The sequence below is a fragment of the Thiorhodovibrio litoralis genome (assembly GCF_033954455.1).
Lineage (GTDB): Bacteria > Pseudomonadota > Gammaproteobacteria > Chromatiales > Chromatiaceae > Thiorhodovibrio > Thiorhodovibrio litoralis.
In genome coordinates this window covers 1,631,689-1,654,717 of record NZ_CP121473.1, presented here as the reverse complement: position 1 = coordinate 1,654,717, position 23,029 = coordinate 1,631,689, and the positions used below count along the sequence as shown (strand labels likewise).

The window sequence follows — 23,029 nt, the reverse complement described above, 5'->3', positions numbered from 1 at the left end:
CCGATCATGCGATGTATCACGCCAAGCAGATCAGCCCCGGCGGTTATCAGTTTGTGACCGAGGCACTCAACCAGCAGGCGCACACCACGCTGACCTTGGAAACGCGTCTCCGTGAAGCCCTATCGCGGCAGGAATTCCGGCTCGCCTATCAACCGCTGCTGGATCCGCACAACAGCCGTATCACCGGGGTCGAGGCCCTGTTGCGCTGGCCGCAGACCGATGCAGGCGAGATCGCCCCGCTGGTGTTTCTGCCAGTTGCCGAGTCCAGTGGGCTGATCCATGAGATTGGCCATTGGGTGTTACAGGAGGTCTGCCGCCAGTATGGGGCTTGGCGCCAGCGCGGGCTGCCGCCCATCCCGATCACGGTGAACATCTCGGCCCGGCAGTTTCACCACCAGCGCTTCCACGATCAACTGGCCGCCGCACTGCAAGCGAGCGCGATGAATCCCGCCGATCTGACGGTGACCCTGAGTGAGGCCGCGCTAATGCAGGATATGCTGGCGTCACGGCAACGGTTAGACGCCCTGAAAGCACTGGGGGTGCGCGTGGCACTGGGTGACTTCGGCCTGGGCTGTTCGAGCCTCAACGCATTGGAACGGCTGCCGCTGGACCGCTTGGAGATCAGCCGCGCCCTGGTGGAGCGTCTGAACCTGGCCGAACGGCTACCCGTCATTCTCGACACGCTGATCGGTCTTGCCCAGGCCTTGCAGTTCGACGTCAAGGCGGTCGGGATCGAGACCGAGGCGGACCTGGACTTCTTCCGCCAGCGCGAGTGCGATCAGGTGCAAGGGTTTTACCTGGGCGTTCCGATGTCGGCAGAACAGTTTACTGACTGGTACCGCCAGCGCGCTCCATGACTTCATGACGCCTCGAGAACGCCGTCAATTTCTACTTGCAAGAGTGCGAAGAAATCGGCCAGCCACCGATCAAACCACCCAGTGGAAACATGATGCTGCGTGTCCCACCTGAGGTACACGGTGCCGCGCTGATCGCTGCGCAAGCCGCCGGAACCAGCCTTAACCAGTGGGCCGCGAAGGTGCTTGAGGAGGCAGCCCAGGGACGCTCTCGACGTGATGGGCGTTGATCAGGGAATAAACCGCCGGAATCAAGACCAGTGTAATGAGCGTCGAGGCCGTGAGTCCACCCAGCACGGCGCGCGCGAGCGGTGCTTGGGCGTCGGCGCCTTCGCCGATGCCGAAGGCGAGCGGCAGCAGCGCGAGGACGGTGGTCAGGGTGGTCATGAGGATAGGACGCAGACGCCGCCGACCGGCCTCGCTCAGTGCCTCCTGCATCGGCAGTCCCTCGCGGCGCAGACGCCCGGCCTGATCGACCAGCAGGATGGCGTTATTGACCGCGATGCCGCAGAGCATGATGCAGCCGATGGCCGATTGCAGGTTTAGCGTGGTGTCGGTGAGAAAGAGCGTGAGCACCACGCCGACGGTCGCCATTGGTACCGAGAGCATGACCACCAGCGGGTCGCGCAGCGATTCGTATTGCGAGGCCAGCACCATATAGACCAGGACCAGCGCCAACAGCAGCGACAGCGTCAGCTCCTGGAACGCCTTTTCCTGTTCCTGGTAATTACCGGCGATGTTGAGGTCGTAGCCAATGGGGCGAGGGATCGCCCCCAGCCGTGCACGCACGTCGTTCGCCACCGAGCCGAGATCACGGTCCGCCACGTTGGCGGTCACGGTCACCAGTCGCTGCTGGTCCTTGCGCTCGACGATCACCGGTCCTCGTGCACTCTCGGTGGTGACCAGGTTGCGCAGCGCCACCTGTTCGCCGGCGGGGGTGCGCAGGGTGAGGTCGAGGATCTCGTCGATGGAGCGTTGTTCGGCGTTCTCCAACTGCACCAGGATGCGGTAGGAGTTGCCCTGAGAGCGGAATTCGCCGGCCTTGGAGCCGGCCACGGCGGTCTCGATGACTTCGGTGATGTCACGCACGGTCAGCCCCAGATCGGCGATCTTGTCGCGCTGAACCTGGATCTGCTGCTGCGGGATACCGGTCTCGCGGCTGATGTCGACGTCGGTGACGCCAGGGACATCGGCGATGGCCTCCGACACCCGACGCGCCAGCAGGGCCAGGGTGTCCAAGTCGAAGCCGCGGACCTCCACTGTGATGCCCTCGGTCCCCGCCAGCAGGCGTTCGAGCAGGAATTGGCCCTGCGGGGCGCGGGTGCGGATGGTCATGCCGGGGATGCGTCCCTCCAGGCGTTGACGCAGATCATCGGCGATCTCGGCGTTGGAGCGTGTCCGCTGGGTGGCCGGGGTCAGCGAGAGACGGATCTCGCTCTGGGCCTTGGCGCTGCCGCGGTTGCCGGAGGTCGACACCGAGACCACCGAGGACACCGCCTCCGGGACCGCGGCCATGACGATGGCCTCCATCTGACGGGACTGACGGTCGATGAGGGCCAGGCGGGTGCCGACCTCCATCTCGCCGGTGACGCGCACCTCGCCCTCGTCGCTGGGGGGCATGAACTCGGTGCCGATGGATGGGATCAGGAGCAGGCTGGCGGCGAGGATCGCCGCCGAGCCACCGACGGTCAACCACCGATGGCGCAGCGTCACGGCCAGCAGGTCTCGGTAGCCGTCCTCCATGGCCGTGAACCAGGTGCCGGCGCGCGCCGCCAAGCGCCCCGTCCAACCACGTCCAGTTTGCGTGTCCTGTGCGCTCAAAAACCGCGAGGCCAGCATCGGTACCAGACCGAGCGCCACCAGCAGCGAACAGAGCAGCGAGAACATGATCACGTAGGCGAGTTCCTGGAACAGCACGCCGGGGACGCCGCGCACGAAGACCAGCGGCAGGAAGATGGTGAGCGTGGTGATGGTGCCGGCGGTCACCGCCCCGGCCACCTCGCCGGTACCGGCCACCGCCGCGGCGCGCGGGGTCTCGCCGAGTTCACGATGACGCCGGTAGATGTTCTCCAGCACCACCACCGAGCTGTCCACCATCATGCCGACCCCCAGCGCGAGCCCGCCCAGGGTCATCAGATTGAGCGTGAAGCCGCCGAAATAGAGCAGCGCGAAGGTCGCCACCACCGAGATCGGGATGGCCAGCGAGATGACCAGCGTGCTGCGCAAGTTGCGCAGAAAAAACAGCAGCACCAGTACCGCCAGCGCGCCACCATAGAGGACGGACTGGGCGACGTTGGCGATGGACCGCTCGATGAAGTTGCCCTGGTTGATGACCGGCGCGACATGGATCTGCGAAAACGCCTGGTTGATGGCGTCGATCTCGGCCAGCACCTGCTGCGCCACGTCCACCGTGTTGGCGCCGGCCTGCTTGCGGATGGCCACGCGCAGACCGCGCTCGCCGTTGACCCGAATCATGCTGGTGAGCTTCTCGTAGGTGTCGGCGACCTTGGCGACCTGGCCCAGGGTCACCACCGCGCCCTCGCGCTTGCCGATCACGGTGGCGCGGATCTGGTCGAGATCGGCGAACTCTGCCGGGGCGCGCAGGGTGACCTCATAACGCCCGCGCTCGATCTTGCCGGCGGGCAGGTCCAGATTGGCGTTTTCGAGCGCGTCCAGGATGTCGTTCAGCGACAGACCGAGGGCGTTGACCCTGGTTGAATCAAGCTCCACTCGCACCTCGCGGGTAAAACCACCCCAGGGGTCCACCTGCGCCACGCCGGGAATGCGCGCGAAACGGTAGCGGACCTGATCCTCCACCAGCTGCGTCAGCACGACCGGGTCGAGCCGGCTGGAGATGCCGAGCAGCACTACCGGAAAGCTGTCGACATCGAACTTGCTCACGCGCGGGCCAACGATATCGTCAGGCAGTTCGCTGACCTCGTCCTCCAGCGTCGCCTGCACATCCACCGCCACCGAATCGATGTCGGAACCCCAGGCGAAGGTGACCCGCACGCGGCTATTGCCCTCATAGGAACTGGACGTCATCTCCACCACGCCGGGGACGGTAGCGATGATCTCCTCGACGATCTGGGTGACCAAACGTTCCATCACGATGGGGTCCGCGCCCTCGTATTGGGTGCGAACCGTCAGCGTCGGCAGTTCGATACTGGGCAGCAGATCGATCTGTAACCGGCTGAGCGAAACCGTGCCGAGCACCAGCACGATCAGCGTCACCATGCTGGTGAAGACGGGTTTGCTAACGCTTGCGCGGGCCAGGTTCATGGGCGAGCCAGGTTCATGGGGAAGTGGCTGCTGTCCCCGCCACAATCCGGATTGGCGAGCCGTCTTCGAGCAACTGCTGCCCCAGCACCACGACCTGTCCCGCAATGCCCTCACCTGTGACCTGTACCCGCGCGTCCTGTTGGATGCCGCGCTGCACGACACACCACTGGGCCTGGGCGCCGTCACCGCTCACCAGAAAGACCCCGTCCTGACCTTCGCGGGTGGTCAGCGCCTGGCCCGGCACCATGACCGCCTCTTCTTCGCGCGCCAGAATCACCGTGGCGCGAATGAACATGCCCGGTTTTAGGCGCTGCTCGGGGTTAGCGACCCGCAGCTCGATGCGCGCCTGGCGGCTGGTCTCGCGAAACACGGGCGCGATGCGTTGAATGCTGCCCTGGAAGTGCTCGTTGGGGAAGGCGTCGGTGGAGAGGGTCGCGGCTTGTCCCGGCTGCAATTGCGCATAATCGCGCTCGGTGACGTAGAAGACGGCGGTGATGGGGTCGAGTTCGACGATGCGCAGCAGCGGGGCATTGGCGGCCACGGTCTCGCCCTCGTCGACATAACGCTCCGCGACCACGCGCTGCTCGCTGCCGCCGCGCCAGCCCGCATTGACCTGGGTATAACCGAGCCGGATGCGGGCCGTCTCCAGATTCGCCTCGGCGCTTGTGACCTTGGCGCTGGTGACGGCCACCTGGGCCTGTTTGGCGAGTTGCTCCGCCTTGGCGATGTCGCGCTGCGATTGTGAACTCACCCCGCGCGTCTGGAGTCTATCGACACGCTCTAGATCACGATCCGCTATTTTGAGCAGGCTATCGGCCTCGATCTGGCTGGCCTTGGCGACGGCGAGATCGGCCTGGGCGCGCGCGACATCCTGCACATATTCCGCGTCGTCCAGCACTGCGACCACCTGGCCGCGGGTCACCCCGTCGGCCAGATCCGCATGCAAGGCCACCACGCGCCCGCTCACCTTGGGTGCCGCCACAAACTCGGCGTGCGCCTCCAGGGTACCGGTGAAGATGCGCCGGAGTTCGATGGGGCCATTTTCGACGGGGGCCACCTCAACCGGGACCGGGAGGCTAGCGGGCTTGTTGGCCGTTGTTGTCGCAGTCTGAGTTAGCTGATGGTAGAGACCCCAGACTAGAAGCCCCGCGACGCCCAGGATCAGCAAGCGCTTGGACCAGGTTTTCAATGGTGTCAATGTCACAGGGTTCGAACCATTGTGGATCGCTTCGAGTTTGGAAACAGGAACGCCAAGCGGGCACTCGTTCCGGGCATTCAGGATACCTTATCCTCGCAGTGCTGCTCGCCCTCACCCGAGACCTACAGTCGTGGAGGAATGTTTCAAAGTATTACGAAATATATTTTAGTGTTACACTCTGCCTCCAATTTTTTGCAGAGGTAGCACCCATGAAGAGCTTGACGACGCGCTTCCTACTCGGCATCGGTTTCGCGGCGGGGCTGAGTGCCGCTGTCGCGCATGACCTTTGGGTCAAGCCCGAGGCAGGCGGTTACGAACTCATCTACGGCCACCACCCCCGCGTGTCCCACGAGGGCGCGAAGCAAATTGACTACTCCCCCGAGATCGTCAAGTCGATCATCTGCCTGGACGCCACCGGCGGCAGCCATCCCGCTCAGGTCGGAGACAGCTCACCCGTCAAGATCGAGGGCGACTGCGCCGTCCTCTACTTACTGACGTCCAGCGGCTACTGGACCAAGACCACGGCCGGCACCAAGAACATCAAGAAGTCTGAAGCCACCTCGCCATTGGGTAGCTGGCAGAGCTTCGAGAGCGTCAAGCACATCGACCAGTGGGGATCAGGAGCGGCCAGTCCCCTGGCAACACCGCTGGAAATCGTGCCGGCGGAAAATCCTCTCACCCTGAAGGATGGGGACAAGCTGACCGTGCGCGTACTCGCCAACGGCCAGCCCGTAGCCGACGCCACAGTCAGCTACGACGGCAAGCCCCGCGGCCAAACGGGTGCCGACGGTACCCTGAATATTCGCGTCAAACACGGCGGCCTGCAGTTGATCCAGGCCTCCACGCGAACGCCTTACGCCGGCCCCGAGGCCGACGAGGTCGTCCATACCACGGCGCTGACCTTCGCCCTCGGCAGCGACAAGTGAGACTCCTCCTCGCCCTGGCGGCAGCGCTGCTCGCCGGCACGCTGCACGCGCACAGCCTGATTCATACAGCGCAACCCGGGAGCGCCGTCATCGTCGAGCTGCGCTACGCGGACGGCAGCCCCTTCAGCTACGAGTCCACTGAGGTCTATCGGCCCGCCGAGAGCGTGCCCTTCCTCGTCGGGCGAACCGACGCGAATGGCCGTCTGGCCTTTGTGCCCGACCGCTCGGGTGACTGGCGCGTGCGCGCCTTCTCAGAAGATGGCCACGGCGGCGATTTCACGATTGCAGCGACCCCCGATGGCGAGTCGTCGGCGCCGTCAACCGGGCTGAGCACCATCGCCGCCCTCGCGGTCGGGCTCTCGGTCATCTTTGGCATTTTCGGCATCTGGTCACTATTCGTTAGGAGAAGATCATGAATAACCATCCCCTTGCACTCGGCACCACGCTCGCCTTGGTGGCGCTGCCAGCAACCGCACACCACGGTGTTGCCGGTCTCGGGGCCGCCTCGCTTGAGGGACCCGGTGCGCCGCTGGAACAGTCCTCCTCGGCCACCCTGCCCCAAGGCAAGGTGTTCACCTATTTCAAGGTGGACGACGCCGACTGGAAGACCTACACACCCGAGACGGATGAGGAGGCCAAGTCCAGTACCTTCTGGATGGCTGGGCTCGGTTACGGGGTAACGCCCTGGCTATCGCTCTATGCGTTCCTGCCCTACCACGACAAGGTCGACGAGAACGACCGCTTCAACACCCATGGCTGGGCCGACGCCGCCATCAACGCGACCATTGGCTTCAAGTACGACGATGGATTCCAACTCGTCCCGGAACGCGAGAGCCTCGACGACTTGGAGGACTGGCACTTTACGGTCTATGCTGGGGCGACGCTGCCGACCGGCGACCCCAACCTGCGCGACCGCGATGGCAACATCGACAAGGGCAAGTCAACTGGCTTCGGCAAGCCGACCTTCACGCTGGGCGCGACGGCCAGCAAGATGCTGGGCGAGCGCTGGACGCTGAACTTCGACATCTCCAACCTGTGGTTCCAGCAGAACACCTACGACGCTGATCCGGCCCACGGGGGCCAGAAGTTCACCGGCCAGTTCGGCGACGAATTTCGCCTCAACACCGCTGCGATCTACAAGCTCTACACCAACCCCGAGCATCGTTTTCGCCTCGACCTGCTCGGCGAGTTGAATTATCTCAACCTCGGGCGCGACAAGGAGGATGGTGTGGCAGAGCGCGGCACCGGTGGTCAAATTCTTTACCTGACGCCCGGCGTCCGCGCCTATTGGAATAATGTAAGCTTCGCCTTTGGCGTGAAGTTGCCGATCGCGACAGACCTCAACGAAGATAACGAGCAGCAGGGCGCAGAAGGCAAGGAGAACTATCGGCTGGTCTTCTCGATCTCGGCGCTGTTCTGACCTATGCACATCCCTGACGGATTTCTCTCGCCACAGACCTATCTGCCAGCCTATGCGCTCGCAGCCGGGGGCTGGGTCTATGCGGCGCGTGAGCTGCGCCGCCGCGTTGACGAGACGCTGTTGCCGCGGCTCGCCGTGCTCACTGCCCTGGCTTTCGTGCTCATGACGGTCATGCTGCCGCTGCCCGGTGGGACCTCGGTGCACGCCTCCGGGATCGGCATCCTCGCTGTGATCTTCGGTCCCTGGCTGACCTTCGCCGTTGTGTCGCTGGTCCTGCTGCTGCAAGCACTGGTGCTCGGCGCTGGCGGTATAACCGTGCTGCCCGTCAACGCGCTCGCGATGGGGCTCGGCGGTTCGGTCGCGGCCTGCCTGGGGTACCGGCTGCTGGCGCCCCGCTGGGAACGGGCCGGCCTGTTTGCCGCAGGCTGGCTGGCCGCCGTTGTTCCGGCCGCCCTGGTCGCGGTGGTGCTCGGCCTGCAGCCGGCGATCGCGCACAGGAGCGACGGCCAGCCTCTGTTCTTCCCGTTCGGCCTGTCAGTGACGCTGCCCGCTGTCCTCATTCCGCACGCCATCCTCGGACTCGGAGAAGGCTTGCTGACCGTGCTGGTCGTCAGCTTCCTTCGCCGTCGCTAACAGCAAGCCAAGATGAAAGATCGGCTGCTGCTGCTCGGCTACGCCATCGCTGTGGTCGCGGCAACCTCGGTCCACAATCCCTGGTGGCTCGCCGCCGGCCTGCTCCTGGTCGCCGTGTTGGCGGGCCGCCAGGCGCCGACCATCGGCTGGCGAGCCTTGCGGGCGGTGCTCTTCTTCAGCCTCGTGATCAGCGTCGGCTATGCGGCGGGCGCGCTCTTCGGTCAGGCAGTGAGCCTCGATTACCTGATCCTCGTCAACATCCGGGTCTATCTCCTGATCTTTCTCACCTTCACTCTGGCGTCTAAAATCGACATCTTGCGCGCACTCAGCTTCTCTCGGAATTTGAGCTACCTAGTGACGCTGGTGTTGAGCCAGATCATCCCCTTCCGCCGCTTGTTCGAGGATCTGCGACTCGCGGCCGAGAGCCGCCGGCTGCGCCGGCTGCGTCTGCGCGAGCGCTATTTGCAAAGTGCCGCGGCGGCGGTCCACCTCTTCGACCGCGCCGAGCACGACGCGCGCGAGATCGCGCTCGCCATGCGCTCACGCGGATTCTTCCAGCCGGATGCGCCCGACAATGCTCCAGGCGATTGAGGTCAGCTATCGTCTGCCGGAGGGCCAGGAGATCCTCCGCGCCATCGACTTCCGGCTGGGACGCGAAGAGAAGGTCGTCCTGCTCGGCGCCAACGGCACCGGCAAGAGCACACTGCTCAAGGTGCTCAACGGCCTGCTGCCACCGACGACCGGGACTGTCTGCTACGACGGCCGGGTGATCGACCGCGCGGCATTGCGCGAGGCGGCATTCCACCAGCGTTTTCGCCGCGAGCTGGTGCTGCTGTTCCAGAATCCGGATACTATGCTCTTCAACCCAACCGTGTTCGACGAGATCGCCTTCGGGCCGCGCCAACTCGGTCACGATGACGTGAATGGGCGCGTGCACCACTGGGCCAGCGAGCTTGGCGTGGCGCCGCTGCTTGAGCGCACGCCGTTCGGGCTCTCTGGCGGCGAGAAGCAGCGCGTCTGCCTGGCGGCACTGCTGATCCTTGAGCCGAAGGTCCTGCTCCTGGATGAGCCAACCGCGAACATGGACCCACGCAGCACCGGATGGCTGGTGGACTTCCTCGCCGACCTCAAGCAGACGACGCTGGTGACGACGCACAATCTCAGCCTCGCCGGCGAGCTCGGCGAGCGTTGCCTGGTGCTCGGCGAGGACCATCGGCTCCTCTACGATGGGCCGATCCAGGATTTTCTCAGCGACCACGACCGGCTTACCGCAGCCAACCTGGTGCACCGCCACCGTCATCGCCACGGGGTAACCGAGCACAGCCATTTCCACACCCACGATTGGGACTAAGCATCAGCGAGACAGCCGACGCCGTCCGCTTGTCCAGGACCTGCACATGCTTTGCAGCACCCACGTGCGTGGTTCATAAGCGGTAACATCCCCTAGAATACCCTGATCACTCACATCGGCAAGCGCTGGCCTGCGGCGGCAGACCATCGAGGCCAAAGCGTTCAAGACTTTCCATCTTAAACGGGGATCGATAGAGCATTGGCATGGGCTGATCGGTGCGGGGCTGAGCAGCTATCGCACAGAAGACACGCAGGACACCATGGTCGAGCGCGCTGGCCAGGCGCTCTATCGGGCCAAGTCGGAGGGGCGGAACCGCGTTCTTGCTTGAGTCTGGCGCCAGTGGTCGAAACAGAGCGATCCGAGTGGCACAATTCAGAAATGGGCAAGATGATCTCTGACTTCTCCACCAAAAGCCCCCCAAAAAGGGTCGCCTTCGTCGCCGGGCTCTTGTGCTGCTTGACGCTTTCGGTCTTTGCTGTCTTTCTGGAGAACAGTCTCTGGAATGGGAAGATCAAGACCGCGCGGCAGGTGTCCGAGAGTATTGCGCGGCAGGTCAATCACCACTTGGCGCAAAATCTCTCGGCGACCTATGCCCTGGCGGCGCTGGTCCGCGAAGGTAAGGGGACGATCCGGGACTTCGAGACCATTGCGACTGAATTGATCCACGTTAATCCGGGGGTTGCCGCCCTGCAACTCGCGCCCGGTGGCGTGGTTCGTCAGTGCGTCCCCCTGTCCGGCAACGAAGGGGCGATCGGTCTCAATCTGCTGACCGACGAGCCGCGCAATCGCGAGGCTAGGCTGGCCCTGGAGACCGGCAAACTCACGCTGGCCGGGCCTTTTCACCTGATCCAGGGCGGCACGGCGGTCATTGGACGTCTGCCGGTGTTCCTGGATGAACCGCAGCCGCAGACATTCTGGGGCTTCACCATCGCCCTGATCGATTTAGCCGAATTCCTGGAGATCGCCCATCTTGGCGACCTGGAGGCAGAGGGCTACCGCTGGGAGCTGTGGCATCCTGACGCTGACGATCGTCAGCGGAACGTCTTCGCGACATCCCAAGAGCCCTTGACGGCGACGCCGGTAACCTCGGTCATCGATGTGCCCAACGGTCGCTGGATGCTCGGCATCGCCCCCGCCAATGGCTGGTTCTCTGTAGCCAGATTGATCGCGGAGACCGCAGGCATCCTGGCCCTGTCAATCCTGCTGGGCTGGATCCTGCGGCGCCATCTGGAGCAGCAGCGTCAGATCGACAACAACGCCGGGCTGTTTCAGGCGGTGATGGACGCCTCCCCCATTCCCTTCGCCATCACAGAAAGGGACGCCATTCGCCATTTGAATCCGGCCTTCGTGTCACTGCTTGGCTACACCTTAAGCGACATCCCGACGCAGGAGGATTGGTTTCCCAGGGCCTATCCGAATCCGGCCTATCGGGAGCAGGTGGCACGGGAATGGCAGCGCCGGCTCGAGCAGGCAGAGCACGCGGGCAAGCCGTTCGAACCCATGGAGGTGCGTGTCCATGGACGTGATGGCAGCGTCCGCACCATGCTCGCCTCCGCCCAGCCCTTGGGGGCAGCCTTTGCTGAGCGCATGCTGATTTCCATGGCCGACATCACCCAGGTCCGCGCGAGCGCCGAGCGACTGAGGATCTTGCTCGACAGCGCCAGCGACGGCGTTCACATCCTCGACGCGGATGGCAATGTCGTTGATTGCAGCCAGTCTTTCGCCCGGATGCTGGGCTATTCCCTCGACGAGGCCCGGCGTCTCAATGTCGCCGACTGGGATGTCCAGATCCCCCACGAGCAACTGCCTGCCGAGCTGCGTCGGTTGATTCGTGAGCCCTCGACCTTCGAGACCCTGCATCGCCGCAAGGATGGCTCCACCTTTGCTGTCGAGATCAATTCGACCCGCGTTGTGCTCGATGGGCAGAGCTACCTGTATGCCTCCTCGCGCGATGTGTCGGAGCGGCGTTTTTATGAGACGGCGCTCAGGGACAGTGAGGCGCGTTTTCGCAGCATCTTTGAACGCGCCAATGCAGGCATCGTCTTCGGTGATCCAATGGGGAATCTCATTGTCTGCAACGCGAGCTTCAGGGCCCTGATGGGCTATAGCGAAGACGAATTGAAGGGGATGAATTTCGCCGAGTTTACCGACCCCGAAGACCTTAAACGGGAACAGGTGTTCTTTGACGATATTCTTGCCGGCACCTGCAGCGATTACCGCATGGAGAAGCGTTATCGGGTGAGCGACGGCGGGATGGTGTGGGTTGACCTTGCCGTGACGGCCTTGCGTGACGACCAGGGCGAGGTGACCAACGTCGTTGGCCTGGTGGTGGACATCACTGAGCGCAAGCTGGCCGCAGCCAATCTTGAGGCCAGCGAGCGGCGTTATCGCGCCCTGATCGAGGCCTCCGCGCAGATCGTCTGGAGCTGCGACCCCGACGGGGTTGCCACCGGGGATTCGCCCAGTTGGCAGGCCTATACCGGTCAAACCTTCGCGCAATGGAGCGGGTACGGCTACGCCGAGGCCATCCATCCCGAAGATCGGCCTGCGGTCATGGAGCGGTGGCGCGACGCCTTAGCCAAGGGGGAGACTTGCACTAACGAGTACCGCCTCCAGCATGTCTCGGGTGAATGGCGCTGGAACCTGGCGCGCGGCGTGCCGATCAAGGATGACACGGGAACTGTGCTGTCCTGGGTGGGGATCAACTCAGACATCCACGACCGGCGCATGGTGGAAGAAGAGTTACGCGTGAGCCAGCAGCGCTATGACCTCGCCGTGCGTGGCAGCAACGATGGTCTCTGGGACTGGAACATCCAGACCAACACGCTCTACCTGGCACCCCGATTTATGGAACTTATGGGGTATCAGGATAACGAGTTCGAAGCCACCGCGGATTGGTGGTGGCCCCGGATTCATCCCGAGGATAAAGACGCCGTCTGGGCCGCCGTCGAGGCCCATCTGAGAAACGAAGCGCCCTTCGAAGAGGAATATCGCCTGCGCCACAAATCGAGCGAGTACTTCTGGGTCAAAGCACGTGGCGCCGCGATCTTCGACGCGGAAGGCCAACCGCTGCGCATGGCCGGCTCGATTCGCGATATCACTCAGCAGAAAGAGGCCGAGCGGCGGCTCCAAGAGGCGATGAACCGCTTGAGGCTGGCGACCAGGGTGGCGGCGATCGGCGTTTGGGTGTGGGATCTGGCCGATAACACCCTGACCTGGGACCAACGGATGTACGAGATCTACCAGGTGCCGGAAGACCTCCAGGCTACGGGCCTCTCCTATGACGATTGGCGTTCGCGTTGTCACCCGGCGGACCTGGGCCGTGCCGAGGAGGAACTTGAGGCCGCCATGCGGGGGGAAAGGCCTTTCGACAGTCAATTCAGGATCCTACTGCCGGACGGGTCGATGCGTCATATCCATTCGGCCGCAATCGTCGAGAAGGATGATTTCGGCAAGCCGCTGCGCTTCGTCGGTTTCAATCGCGACCTGACCGACCAAAAGGCTGCCGAAACAGCGCTGCTGCGGCCAACCGCGCCAAGAGCGAATTCCTGGCCAACATGAGCCACGAAATCCGCACGCCGATGAATGCCGTGATGGGACTCGCGCAATTGCTGCTCGATACCGAACTCAGCACCCGCCAGCGCGACTATCTGACCAAGCTGTACAAGGCGGCACACTCACTGCTCGGCATCCTCAACGACATCCTCGATTACTCCAAGATCGAGGCCGGCAAGCTGGACCTGGAAGTGGTCGATGTCGAGATGGCCGAACTGCTGGAAAGCGCGGCCAATCTGTTCAGCCTGGCCGTGGAGGACAAAGGCCTGGAACTGATCGTCGAGATCGATCCGGACATCCCGCCGATGCTGCTGGGCGACCCGCTGCGCTTGCGGCAGATCATGAACAACCTGCTCGGCAATGCCGTCAAATTCACCCAAAAAGGTCACATCACGTTATCGATGCGCCTTGTGGAGCGACAAGGCGACGAGGTCACCCTGAAGGTGTCGGTTCAGGATACCGGAATCGGCATGACATCCGAGCAGGTTGGGCGGCTGTTTCGCGCCTTCGAGCAAGCAGATGCCTCGACCACGCGCCGATTTGGCGGCACCGGGCTGGGGTTGACCATTACCAAGCATCTGGTCGACATGATGAGCGGCGAGATCTCGGTCGAGAGCCAACCGGGGCAGGGCAGCACCTTTAGCTTCCAGTTGCGCCTGCAAGTCTCGCCCACCGCCATCCCCACACCCAAACAGGCCAAGAAAGACGCCGCAGCCCATCCGCCGGGCACGCGCAACCTGATTGCGGATGACCAGAAGAGCGCCCGCGATGTGCGCAATATGCGCAGCCGCACGCACCGGATTCGGGGCGCTGAGATCCTGCTGGTCGAGGACAATCCGACCAATCAGTTGGTCGCCTGTGATCTGCTGGAGAAGATGGGACTCAGGGTCACCTTGGCGAACCACGGGCGCGAAGCCGTCGAGCAGGCGGCGGCGCGGCGCTTTGATGCCATCCTGATGGACTTGCAGATGCCGGAGATGGACGGTCTTGAGGCGACACGGCGGATTCGCGCCTTGCCGCAAGGCCCTGACGTACCCATCATTGCCATGACAGCCGCAGCCATGACGGCCGACCGCGAGGCCAGTCAGTCCGCCGGCATGAACGACTTCTTGGCCAAACCCATTGATATCGCCGAGTTGACCACGGCCTTGTTGCGCTGGATCTCACCGTTGAGGGGGGAAGAGGCGTCTGTCCTCATGATCGCCCCGATCGCCCCGACAGCCTCGCCCGACGGCATGGGCATCCCCTTCGAGATAGCTGGCCTGGACCTGGACGACGCGCGGCGGCACATGGGCGGGGACTGGAATCTGTTGCGACGGGCGCTGGACGGTTTTGCTCGGGACTTCGCCGAGAGCGCGGCGGACCTCGATGACCATCTGGCCCAGGGGCGGTGGGCGGAGGCCCGCCGTCTGGTCCATACGCTCACTGGGATCGCTAAGACCATTGGCGCAACCGCGCTGCACGAGGCCAGCCAACCGCTTGAGGTCGCTTTAGCGGCCGAGAAAAGCCGCTCGACCACAGCGTTCAAGACCGCGCTGGCGGACACCCTGAGCGCCATCGCAACGCTGCCGCCGCTCGCGCGCGTTGCGCCGGTATCCTATGATCAGGTGCCCGATGATCAGGCGTCCTATGATCAGGCGCCCTATGATCAGGAGCGAACCACGACCCTGTTGCAGGAGCTTCAGATGCATCTCAAACGCTCCGAGTTCGTGCGGCCCGAATGGCTGGACGAGATCGAACAGGGCTTGGTCGCGCCACCGGCCCAATCAGCGTTTCGCAAGCTCAAGACCAAAATTGAGGCATTTGACTACCCGGCCGCCAATCAATCGCTTGCCACGCTCGCGTCACTCCTCGATATCGCACTCGATGGGTAAAGCCCGATCAGAACAAAAAGACGATGAAGAACAAGAAATCCAGCAGCCGATTCGCTGACGATGCCCCAGCCGATCTTCCAGCCGATCCTCCATTGCCCGCGCCCACCACCCCCATACAGCGCCAGCGTGCGAGGATCCTCATCGTCGACGACACACCGGTCAACATTCAGATCCTCGCTCAGGCATTGACCAAAGAATATGACATCGCGGTTGCCACCGGGGGCGCTGCGGCGCTGGAGCTGCTGCGCCAGCCTGACAAGCCCGATCTCATCTTGTTGGACATCATGATGCCGGAGATGGACGGTCACGAGGTCTGCCGACGCATCAAACAGGACTCCGCCACCTGGGACATCCCGATCATCTTCCTCACCGCCAAGGGCACCGTGGAAGATCAGCAGACGGGGTTCAATCTCGGTGCCGTGGATTACATCACCAAGCCCATTAAAATCCCCGTCGTGCTGGCGCGGGTCAGCGTCCATATCCGGCTGAAACGCAAGTCCGAGCAACTGGAAAAACTGGCAATGCTCGACGGTCTTACAGACATCGCCAATCGCCGCGCTCTCGATGCCATGCTGCCGCGCGAGTGTCTACGGGCAGCGCGGGACGGTGTTCCGCTCGCGGTCCTGATGATCGACATCGACCATTTCAAGTCCTTCAACGACCATTACGGGCACGGCGTGGGAGACGAATGCCTGCGGCGCGTGGCACAAAGCATTGAGGCCGTTTTGCAACGACCAGGGGACTTCGTCGCCCGCTATGGCGGCGAGGAGTTCTGCGTCATCCTGCCCAACTGCGACAGCGCTGGAGCCTTGCAGGTCGCAGAAAACCTGCGTTCCGCCGTCGCCGCCCTGGACATTCCTCACGCCTATTCCAATGTCGCAAGACAGGTCACCATCAGCATCGGCATCTCAGCAAGGCAGGTCACAGGACAAGAGATATGCCCACCCGTGATCCAGCAAGAGGCCGACGCAGCCCTCTATCTCGCCAAGTCGGAAGGGCGTAACCGGGTTGTCGTGCGAGAGGGAGGCGCCTGATCCGGCGACCACCACATGAATCTGAACACTGACCACCTTAAACGCTGCATCGATACGTTGCGCTCGTCGCTTAGCTTTTATGAGCAGGCGGCTGAGGGGAGCATCGACCAGGAAATTTTCCGTAACGCCATTGTCAAAGGCTACGAACTCGCGCAAGAGACCAGCTTCAAGTTGCTGAAAAAATCTCTGCGTGATTACGGCCACGGGGCAAGAAAACTTGATTCCACGCCCATCAAGGATCTGCTGCGTTTGTCAGCCACCCATGGCTTGATGACACTCGAAGAGGTGGAACGCTGGTTTGCCTACCGGGACAACCGCAACAATACCGCCCGTGACTGCGGTGAAAACTTCGCCAAAGAAACGCTGCGCTTGATTCCCGGTTTTATTGCCGACGTGACGCGACTGGAAGCTATTCTGCGCGAACGCTACAGCGAAGGAGCGTATTGATGCCAGAGCGACCGCCGCAAACGCTGGCATTGCGCCCCCGGCATCTGGCCATGTTGCAGGCGCTGCTGCAACAGCATCTACCGCATGCCGAGGTCTGGGCCTACGGCAGCCGCGTCAACGGCAACGGCCATGACGCCAGCGACCTCGATCTGGTGGTGCGTCAGCCAAACGATCTGAAACAGCCGACCCGCGAACTGGGAGAAACCCAGGAAGCCTTGTCGGACAGCAACCTACCCATCCGCGTCGAAATCGTCGATTGGGCGCGCATCCCGGCCAGTTTCCAACGCGAAATTGAGCAGGCGTATGTGGTGGTGCAGACGCGCCCAGCGCAGCGCCACCGGCTCTCACTCCAAAAGGAACTCGAACAATGCACTTAAGTCCCCGTATCGGTCTCACGCTTCTGCTCTCGATCATGCTTGGCCCCGTATGGGCCGAGTCGCAGACCAGTCTTGGCGAGCAGATCGCCAAGCAGGGAACGTCCAAGGGGGTCGCACCCTGCATGGCCTGCCATGGTCCGGACGGGGCCGGCATGGCGGCGAGCGCCTATCCGCGCATCGCGGGGCTCGACGCGGCTTACATGGCCAAACAACTGGCTGATCTTCGCACCGGAACGCGCGAAAACCCGATCATGATGCCGATGGTGAAGAACCTCACGGAGGAGGAGATCGCCGCCGTTTCTGCCTATTACGCAAGCCTGCCAATCCCCGCACTGGCGACACAGCCGCCGACGGGCGACGTCAAGAAGACGGCAGAGGGCCTGGCTCAATGGGGCGACTGGACCGGCCGCAGTCTGCCCGCCTGCGCCCAATGCCACGCGCCCGGCGGCAACGGTATCGGGGCGCACTTTCCGGGGCTTGCCGCTCAACAGGCAAGCTATATCAAGGCCCAGCTACTGGCCTGGCAGTCGGGGACACGCGCCAACGACCCGCTGGGACTGATGAAGTCCGTTGCCAACCGACTGACTGCAGAAGAAATCGAAGCGCTCTCCGCTTACTACGCCGCCCAGCCCGGCGCCGCGCCGATACCGGCGATCACCACCCCGGTGCCGCCTCCGGCGGATGCAGAGGTCGCGCAGGCAAAGATCACCACCGGCACCGTTGCGGACCATGGCCCAGCGCCGCCAGGACGGGACCCGGGCGACTCGGGCTACTTCAAGTCGCCGTCGCGGGACGCCTTCCCTGAAGGCCCTTTCGGCGAGGTGGTCCGTCAAGGACAGGCCATCTTCCTCAACACCAACACGCATCCCTCCTCGGACACTTACGTTGGCAATGAGCTGGCCTGTGGCAACTGTCATATCGACGCCGGGCGTCTGGCCGAGTCCGCACCTCTATGGGCCGCCTGGGTTGCTTATCCCGCCTATCGCTCCAAGACCAAGACGGTCGACAGCTTCATTGAGCGCATCCAGGGCTGCTTCGAGTACTCAATGAACGCCCAAGCATCCGCGGCGGGCGCGCCACCGGCCGCCGACGCTGAGCCCATTGCTTCCCTGGCCGCCTACAGTTTCTGGCTCGCCAAGGGCGCGCCCACGGGCGACGACACCCTGCCCGGCCGCGGCTACCCGCCGCTGATGGAGACCGAGCAGGGCTTTGACCCTGCCCGCGGACGCGCGGTCTATGCGGCCAAGTGTGCCCTCTGTCATGGGGAGGATGGAAAGGGGGTCATGAACGCCGAGGCTGGAACCCTGTTCCCACCGCTCTGGGGCGCCGACTCCTACAACTGGGGCGCAGGGATGCACAAGGTCGATACCGCAGCAGCCTTCATCCGGCAAAACATGCCGCTCGGACTCGACGACACCCTCACCGACCAGGAGGCCTGGGACGTCGCAGCCTTCGTCAACTCGCATGAACGCCCTCAGGACCCGCGCTTCACCGGCAACCTACAGCAGACCGCTGAGCGGTTTCACAAGAGCAAGTTCAGCCTCTACGGCAAGGCGAAGGGCGCCGATGGCGTTCTCCTGGGGCAGCAGCCGTCGCAGTCCGTTGCTGGCCCGGGTCTTTAGGTCGGGACCCTTCAGGCGGCGTGATAGGGCGGGACCTTCCGGCACCGCGCCGAGTGTCGATCAAGCGGCTTGCGCAGGAGCGCTGCCGCTTTCCAGATATTCTTCGTAGTTGCCGCTGAAGTTGATCACGCCCTGGGGCGTCAGCTCGATGATGCGGGTCGCCAGCGAGGAGACGAACTCGCGGTCGTGACTGACTAGGATCAGGGTGCCCGGGTAGCCTTCCAGCGCGGTGTTGAGCGACTCGATCGATTCCATGTCCAGGTGATTGGTCGGCTCGTCCATCAGCAGGATGTTGGGCTTTTGCAGCATCAGCTTGCCGAACAGCATGCGGCCCTGCTCGCCACCGGAGATGACGTTCACCGGTTTCTTGATCTCGTCTTGTGAGAACAACAAACGCCCCAGCGTCCCGCGAATGACCTGCTCGTCGTCGCCGGGCTGCTTCCATTGGTCCATCCAGTCGTAGAGCGTGGTGCGCTCGGTGAAATCGGCGGCGTGGTCCTGGGCGAAATAGCCCAGCTGGCTGTTCTCGGACCATTTGACCGTGCCGCCGTCGGGCGTCAGGTCGCCGGCCAGGCAGCGCAGCAGGGTGGTCTTGCCGATGCCGTTGGGGCCGATGATGGCGACGCGTTCACCGACCTCGACGGTCAGGTCGAAACCGCTGAACAGCGGTGTGCCGTCATACCCCTTGGCCAGGTCCGTCACCTCCAGCGCTAGGCGATAGAGCTTCTTGTCCTGAGCGAAGCGGATGAAGGGGTTGACCCGGCTGGAGGGCTTGATGTCCTCCAGCACGATCTTCTCCATCTGACGCTTGCGAGAGGTGGCCTGCTTGGACTTGGAGGCGTTGGCTGAGAAGCGGCTGACGAAGGTCTGTAGCTCGGCGAGCTGAGTCTTCTTCTTGGCGTTGTCCGCCTGCAGGCGTTGGCGTGCCTGACTGGAGGCGGTCATGTACTCGTCGTAGTTGCCGGGGTAGAGACGCAACTCGCCGTAGTCCAGGTCGGCCATGTGGGTGCAGACGCTGTTTAGGAAATGCCGATCATGCGAGATGATGATCATGGTGCTATCGCGTGTGATCAGCACCTCTTCCAGCCACTGGATGGTGTGGATGTCCAGATTGTTGGTAGGCTCGTCGAGCAGCAGGATGTCCGGGTCGGCGAACAGCGCCTGGGCAAGCAGCACGCGCAGCTTCCAGCCCGGCGCGACCGCGCTCATCGGGCCCTCGTGCTGCTCCAACGGAATGGCCAGCCCCAGCAGCAGCTCGCTGGCGCGTGACTCGGCGGTATAGCCATCCAGCTCGGCAAACAACACCTCCAGGTGCGCGACCTCCATGCCGTCCTCCTCGCTCATCTCCGGCAAGGCGTAGATGCGATCACGCTCTTGTTTGATCCGCCACAGCTCGTCGTGCCCCATGATGACGGTGTCTAGCACCGTCTGGTTCTCATAGGCGAATTGGTCCTGGCGCAGCTTGCCGAGCCGTTTGCCGGGATCGACCGAGACGTTGCCTGAGCTGGGCTCCAGATCGCCGCCTAGGATCTTCATCAGGGTCGACTTCCCGGAGCCGTTGGCACCGATGAGTCCGTAGCAATTGCCGCCGCCGAACTTGACGGAGACGTTCTCGAACAACGGCTTGCCGCCGAACTGCATGGTGAGGTTGGCTGTAGAGATCAAAAGTAGGGTTCCACGAAAGGCTGAGGGAAGGGTTGGCCGTGATGATTTCGACGGGAGAAAAATGCAAAAGCCCCGCGCTGGGGCGAGGCTTATTGAGCTACATCAGTTTGCCGGATACCGAATCGCATAGCAATATGCGAGTGGATTCTGTACATCGGCAACAGACTTTGTGGAACTTTCGAAACATGAACGACTTGACTCCCAAGACGGTGCTGATCGTCGAAGACGAGATTGCGCTAGCGGATGTGCTGGCCGAGTACTTGCAGGCATCCTCCTTCGCGGTCGATCGCCTCAGCGATGGCTTGTCGGTGGTGGCGCATGTTCGGGAGCAGGCTCCGGATCTGATTCTGCTGGACTTGATGCTGCCCGGACGCGACGGCTTGGAGATCTGTCGCGATCTGCGCACTTTCACGACAGTGCCGATCATCATGGTGACCGCTAAGGTCGAGGAGATTGATCGCTTGCTGGGACTCGAACTCGGCGCTGACGACTATGTCTGCAAGCCGTTTGCGCCGCGGGAAGTGGTCGCGCGGGTCAAGGCGCAGTTGCGACGTGTGGAGATGCTGACGCAGGCGCGCGTGTCCGGTCAGACGCTGGGGTCGGGGCCAGAGTCAGAGCCTGGGTCGGCTCAGGTGCCGGCCCATGGCCTATCCCTGGATGCCGACCGCATGGAGGTGCGTGTCGGCGACCGCGCCCTGCAACTCACGCTGGTGGAATTCCGTTTGCTCGATACCCTGTGTCGTCACCCTGGGAACATCTACTCGCGGTCGCGCTTGATCGAACGCTTGTACGACGACAACCGCATCGTCACGGAGCGCACCGTGGATACGCATGTCAAGAATCTGCGCAAGAAGCTCGCGTCCGCCTTCGAGGGTCAGCAGTTCATCCAGTCTGTTTACGGTGTCGGCTACCGCTACGAACCGGAGCCGGGCTGAACCGGATCTGGATCTCCAGACCACCGCAATCGGCGGGCCTTGCGCTGATGCGACCGCGATGAGCCTCGACGATGGAGCGACAGATCGCCAGACCGAGTCCGGCGCCGCCCTTCGCCCGCGAGCGCGATGCCTCCACCCGATAGAAGCGGTCGAACAGGCGCTCCAGCGCGGCCGGGTCGACGCCCGGTGGCGTGTCTGCGATCGAGATCAGGATGTCACCGCCGGCGCGTGCGGCGATGATCCGGATGAACCCACCCGCGTCGGTATAGCGCAAGCTGTTGGAGAGCAGATTGTCCAGTACCTGCCGCAATCGTCCGGCATCGCCGTCCATTTGCAGACCGTCTTCTATCTGTGCATGCAATGCGATCTGCTTGTCCGTGCAGCAAGATTCTCCGTCAGCCACCGCAGCGTGCAGGATGGCTGTCAGGTCGAGGGACTCAAAGCGGTAGTGGAGCGCACCGCTGTCCGACAGGGCCAGATCATAGAGATCGTCGAGTAAACGCCCGAGGGTCAGCAGTCGTCCGTGCAATTGTTCCAGACGCTCCTTAGTGCAGGGCCGGATGCCATCAATCAAGGCATCCAGCTCTGCTCGGGCGACGGCCAGCGGCGTGCGCAGTTCATGGGATACATCGGCCATGGCGCTGCGACGCAAGGCTTCGCTGCGCTCCAACACCAAGGCCAGGTGGTTGAAGTCCTGCGCCAATTCGGTCACTTCATCGCGGCCCTTGAGTGCAACCCGAGTCTGATAGTCGCCCTTGGCCAGTTGACGGGCGCCGTCGGCGACGGATCGGATGCGCCGCAGCATTGCCGTGCCGAGGACTGCACCCAGCAGCAGTGCCAGGGTCAAGGCGGCGAGGCTTATCCAGAGGAGCGAGCGATTGTGCTGCTGGTTAAAGCGTTGCGCCAGCTCATCCTCCAGCCAGACCGGCGATGACAGCCCCAGCCATCCCACCACAACATCATCGGCAATCAGTGGACTGAACACTTCGCCTTGCATTTCACCAGCGATACGTCCCGCGATTGGGTTGCGCGCTGCGTCGAGCAGACGCAGCCGTCCGAGCAGGGGGTTCCCTCTCGGGGGCGGCGGCCTGAATGGGGGAGCGTTAGATGGGCCGAAATCCGACTCACCAAAGTGGCCAGGTGGGACGGGTGGGCCAGGTGGGCCAGGTCTGTCAGATGAACCAGGTGGACCAAGTGGATGTGGTCTGTGCGGGGCTGATCCGGGCTGAGGTGGTTCCCACGCCCGTTGCATCGGCGGGCGATGGGGTCGTCTCGGACCGTCGCTTGGCTCGTCAAACAGTGGTGCCCAGGGTTTCACCCCGTCATCGCCGAAGACTGGCGCCATAGCGTCATCAATGAAGCGCGGCCAATCGTGGGGGTTGTCGGCGATAAAATCCCAGGAACCCTGCTCGCGATAGACTTGCAGCAAGGCATCCCCGATGGGGCTGATCCGCTTCAGCTCCTGCTGACCTAAATAGTCGAGAAAACCGTGCTTGAAACTCCAGCGCGCGGCCAGACCCATGCCCACGACCGACAGCGTGCTCGTCAGGCCGAGTACCAACAACAGCTTCCCTGTTAGACCAATTCGCATCGTCTCCGCCCGCCTCTTATGCTTCGCGCATCTCCCTCGCCCCGCGCCCATGGCGATGACATCATCTCCTGGTTGACGCGCGGGCTATGGCCACTAGCATCGCCGTGCATTGGTGGTAAGGCAACAGCGGCAGGCATTCTTCACGGTTTCTTCGAGATTGAGGCCGCCCCCAGGGTGCGCCTCACTGGCCGAGTCCAGCAAACTCCACCAAAGCTTGCAGGTTTCTTCACAATGACTCCAAAGTTCACAACCATACTGAAGTCGT

The 23,029-nt window shown here is 63.1% G+C and carries 18 protein-coding genes; 14 read left to right on the top strand and 4 right to left on the bottom strand.

Features of this window, described 5'->3' with window-relative positions; genetic code table 11:
• Nucleotides 1-11 precede the first annotated feature (11 nt).
• Nucleotides 12-857: an EAL domain-containing protein gene (locus tag Thiosp_RS07210; protein ID WP_242518609.1), complete on the top strand. Its 846-nt coding sequence runs from the start codon at nt 12-14 to the stop codon at nt 855-857.
• A 159-nt stretch (nt 858-1,016) separates the two neighbouring features.
• Here the strand turns inward: Thiosp_RS07210 and Thiosp_RS07205 are convergent, their stop codons facing one another.
• Nucleotides 1,017-4,136, bottom strand: coding sequence for an efflux RND transporter permease subunit (locus tag Thiosp_RS07205; RefSeq protein WP_201067031.1), 3,120 nt, complete (start codon nt 4,134-4,136; stop codon nt 1,017-1,019).
• Between the two features lie 13 nt (nt 4,137-4,149).
• Nucleotides 4,150-5,334: an efflux RND transporter periplasmic adaptor subunit gene (locus tag Thiosp_RS07200; RefSeq protein ID WP_242518603.1), complete on the bottom strand. Its 1,185-nt coding sequence runs from the start codon at nt 5,332-5,334 to the stop codon at nt 4,150-4,152.
• Nucleotides 5,335-5,543: 209 nt separating this feature from the next.
• On the opposite strand from Thiosp_RS07200, the gene Thiosp_RS07195 reads away from it, so the two are divergent.
• From Thiosp_RS07195 to Thiosp_RS07140, 12 genes are all read left to right on the top strand, one after another.
• Complete coding sequence (locus tag Thiosp_RS07195; protein WP_201067029.1) at nt 5,544-6,260, top strand: DUF4198 domain-containing protein; 717 nt, start codon at nt 5,544-5,546, stop codon at nt 6,258-6,260.
• Nucleotides 6,257-6,676, top strand: a complete 420-nt coding sequence (locus Thiosp_RS07190) for a hypothetical protein (RefSeq protein ID WP_201067027.1) — start codon at nt 6,257-6,259, stop codon at nt 6,674-6,676. The genes Thiosp_RS07195 and Thiosp_RS07190 overlap by 4 nt, the downstream gene beginning before the upstream one ends.
• Nucleotides 6,673-7,680 carry a transporter family protein gene (locus tag Thiosp_RS07185; RefSeq protein ID WP_201067025.1) on the top strand — a complete coding sequence of 336 codons (1,008 nt, stop codon included), beginning with the start codon at nt 6,673-6,675 and terminating at the stop codon, nt 7,678-7,680. The genes Thiosp_RS07190 and Thiosp_RS07185 overlap by 4 nt, the downstream gene beginning before the upstream one ends.
• 3 nt (nt 7,681-7,683) lie before the next feature.
• Nucleotides 7,684-8,313: an energy-coupling factor ABC transporter permease gene (locus Thiosp_RS07180; protein WP_201067023.1), complete on the top strand. Its 630-nt coding sequence runs from the start codon at nt 7,684-7,686 to the stop codon at nt 8,311-8,313.
• A 12-nt stretch (nt 8,314-8,325) separates the two neighbouring features.
• Nucleotides 8,326-8,904, top strand: a complete 579-nt coding sequence (locus Thiosp_RS07175; RefSeq protein WP_201067020.1) for a hypothetical protein — start codon at nt 8,326-8,328, stop codon at nt 8,902-8,904.
• Nucleotides 8,888-9,664, top strand: a complete 777-nt coding sequence (locus Thiosp_RS07170; protein ID WP_201067052.1) for an energy-coupling factor ABC transporter ATP-binding protein — start codon at nt 8,888-8,890, stop codon at nt 9,662-9,664. Before Thiosp_RS07175 ends, Thiosp_RS07170 begins: the two co-directional genes overlap by 17 nt.
• A gap of 387 nt (nt 9,665-10,051) precedes the next feature.
• Entirely contained in the window at nt 10,052-13,225 is a 3,174-nt protein-coding gene (locus tag Thiosp_RS07165) for a PAS domain S-box protein (RefSeq protein ID WP_323696951.1), read from the top strand.
• Nucleotides 13,222-15,093, top strand: a complete 1,872-nt coding sequence (locus Thiosp_RS07160; RefSeq protein ID WP_323696950.1) for a hybrid sensor histidine kinase/response regulator — start codon at nt 13,222-13,224, stop codon at nt 15,091-15,093. Before Thiosp_RS07165 ends, Thiosp_RS07160 begins: the two co-directional genes overlap by 4 nt.
• A 23-nt stretch (nt 15,094-15,116) precedes the next feature.
• Complete coding sequence (locus Thiosp_RS07155; protein ID WP_242518600.1) at nt 15,117-16,127, top strand: diguanylate cyclase; 1,011 nt, start codon at nt 15,117-15,119, stop codon at nt 16,125-16,127.
• Between the two features lie 15 nt (nt 16,128-16,142).
• Nucleotides 16,143-16,574, top strand: coding sequence for a nucleotidyltransferase substrate binding protein (locus Thiosp_RS07150; protein ID WP_201067016.1), 432 nt, complete (start codon nt 16,143-16,145; stop codon nt 16,572-16,574).
• A complete protein-coding gene (locus Thiosp_RS07145; protein WP_201067014.1) occupies nt 16,574-16,951 on the top strand; it encodes a nucleotidyltransferase family protein in 378 nt (125 codons plus the stop codon). Before Thiosp_RS07150 ends, Thiosp_RS07145 begins: the two co-directional genes overlap by 1 nt.
• On the top strand, nt 16,942-18,573 hold the full coding sequence (locus Thiosp_RS07140; protein WP_201067012.1) for a c-type cytochrome: 1,632 nt from the start codon (nt 16,942-16,944) through the stop codon (nt 18,571-18,573). Before Thiosp_RS07145 ends, Thiosp_RS07140 begins: the two co-directional genes overlap by 10 nt.
• Nucleotides 18,574-18,633: 60 nt before the next feature.
• On the opposite strand, the gene Thiosp_RS07135 is transcribed toward Thiosp_RS07140, so the two are convergent.
• Nucleotides 18,634-20,238, bottom strand: a complete 1,605-nt coding sequence (locus Thiosp_RS07135; protein ID WP_201067010.1) for an ABC-F family ATPase — start codon at nt 20,236-20,238, stop codon at nt 18,634-18,636.
• Nucleotides 20,239-20,423: 185 nt separating this feature from the next.
• Here Thiosp_RS07135 and Thiosp_RS07130 point away from each other — a divergent pair, with 185 nt between their 5' ends.
• Complete coding sequence (locus Thiosp_RS07130; RefSeq protein ID WP_201067008.1) at nt 20,424-21,173, top strand: response regulator; 750 nt, start codon at nt 20,424-20,426, stop codon at nt 21,171-21,173.
• Here the strand turns inward: Thiosp_RS07130 and Thiosp_RS07125 are convergent.
• The gene (locus Thiosp_RS07125; protein WP_201067006.1) at nt 21,121-22,764 is read right to left on the bottom strand and encodes an ATP-binding protein; all 1,644 of its coding nucleotides are present in this window, start codon (nt 22,762-22,764) and stop codon (nt 21,121-21,123) included. The two genes, Thiosp_RS07130 and Thiosp_RS07125, sit on opposite strands and share 53 nt — an antisense overlap.
• Between the last annotated feature and the right edge of the window lie 265 nt (nt 22,765-23,029).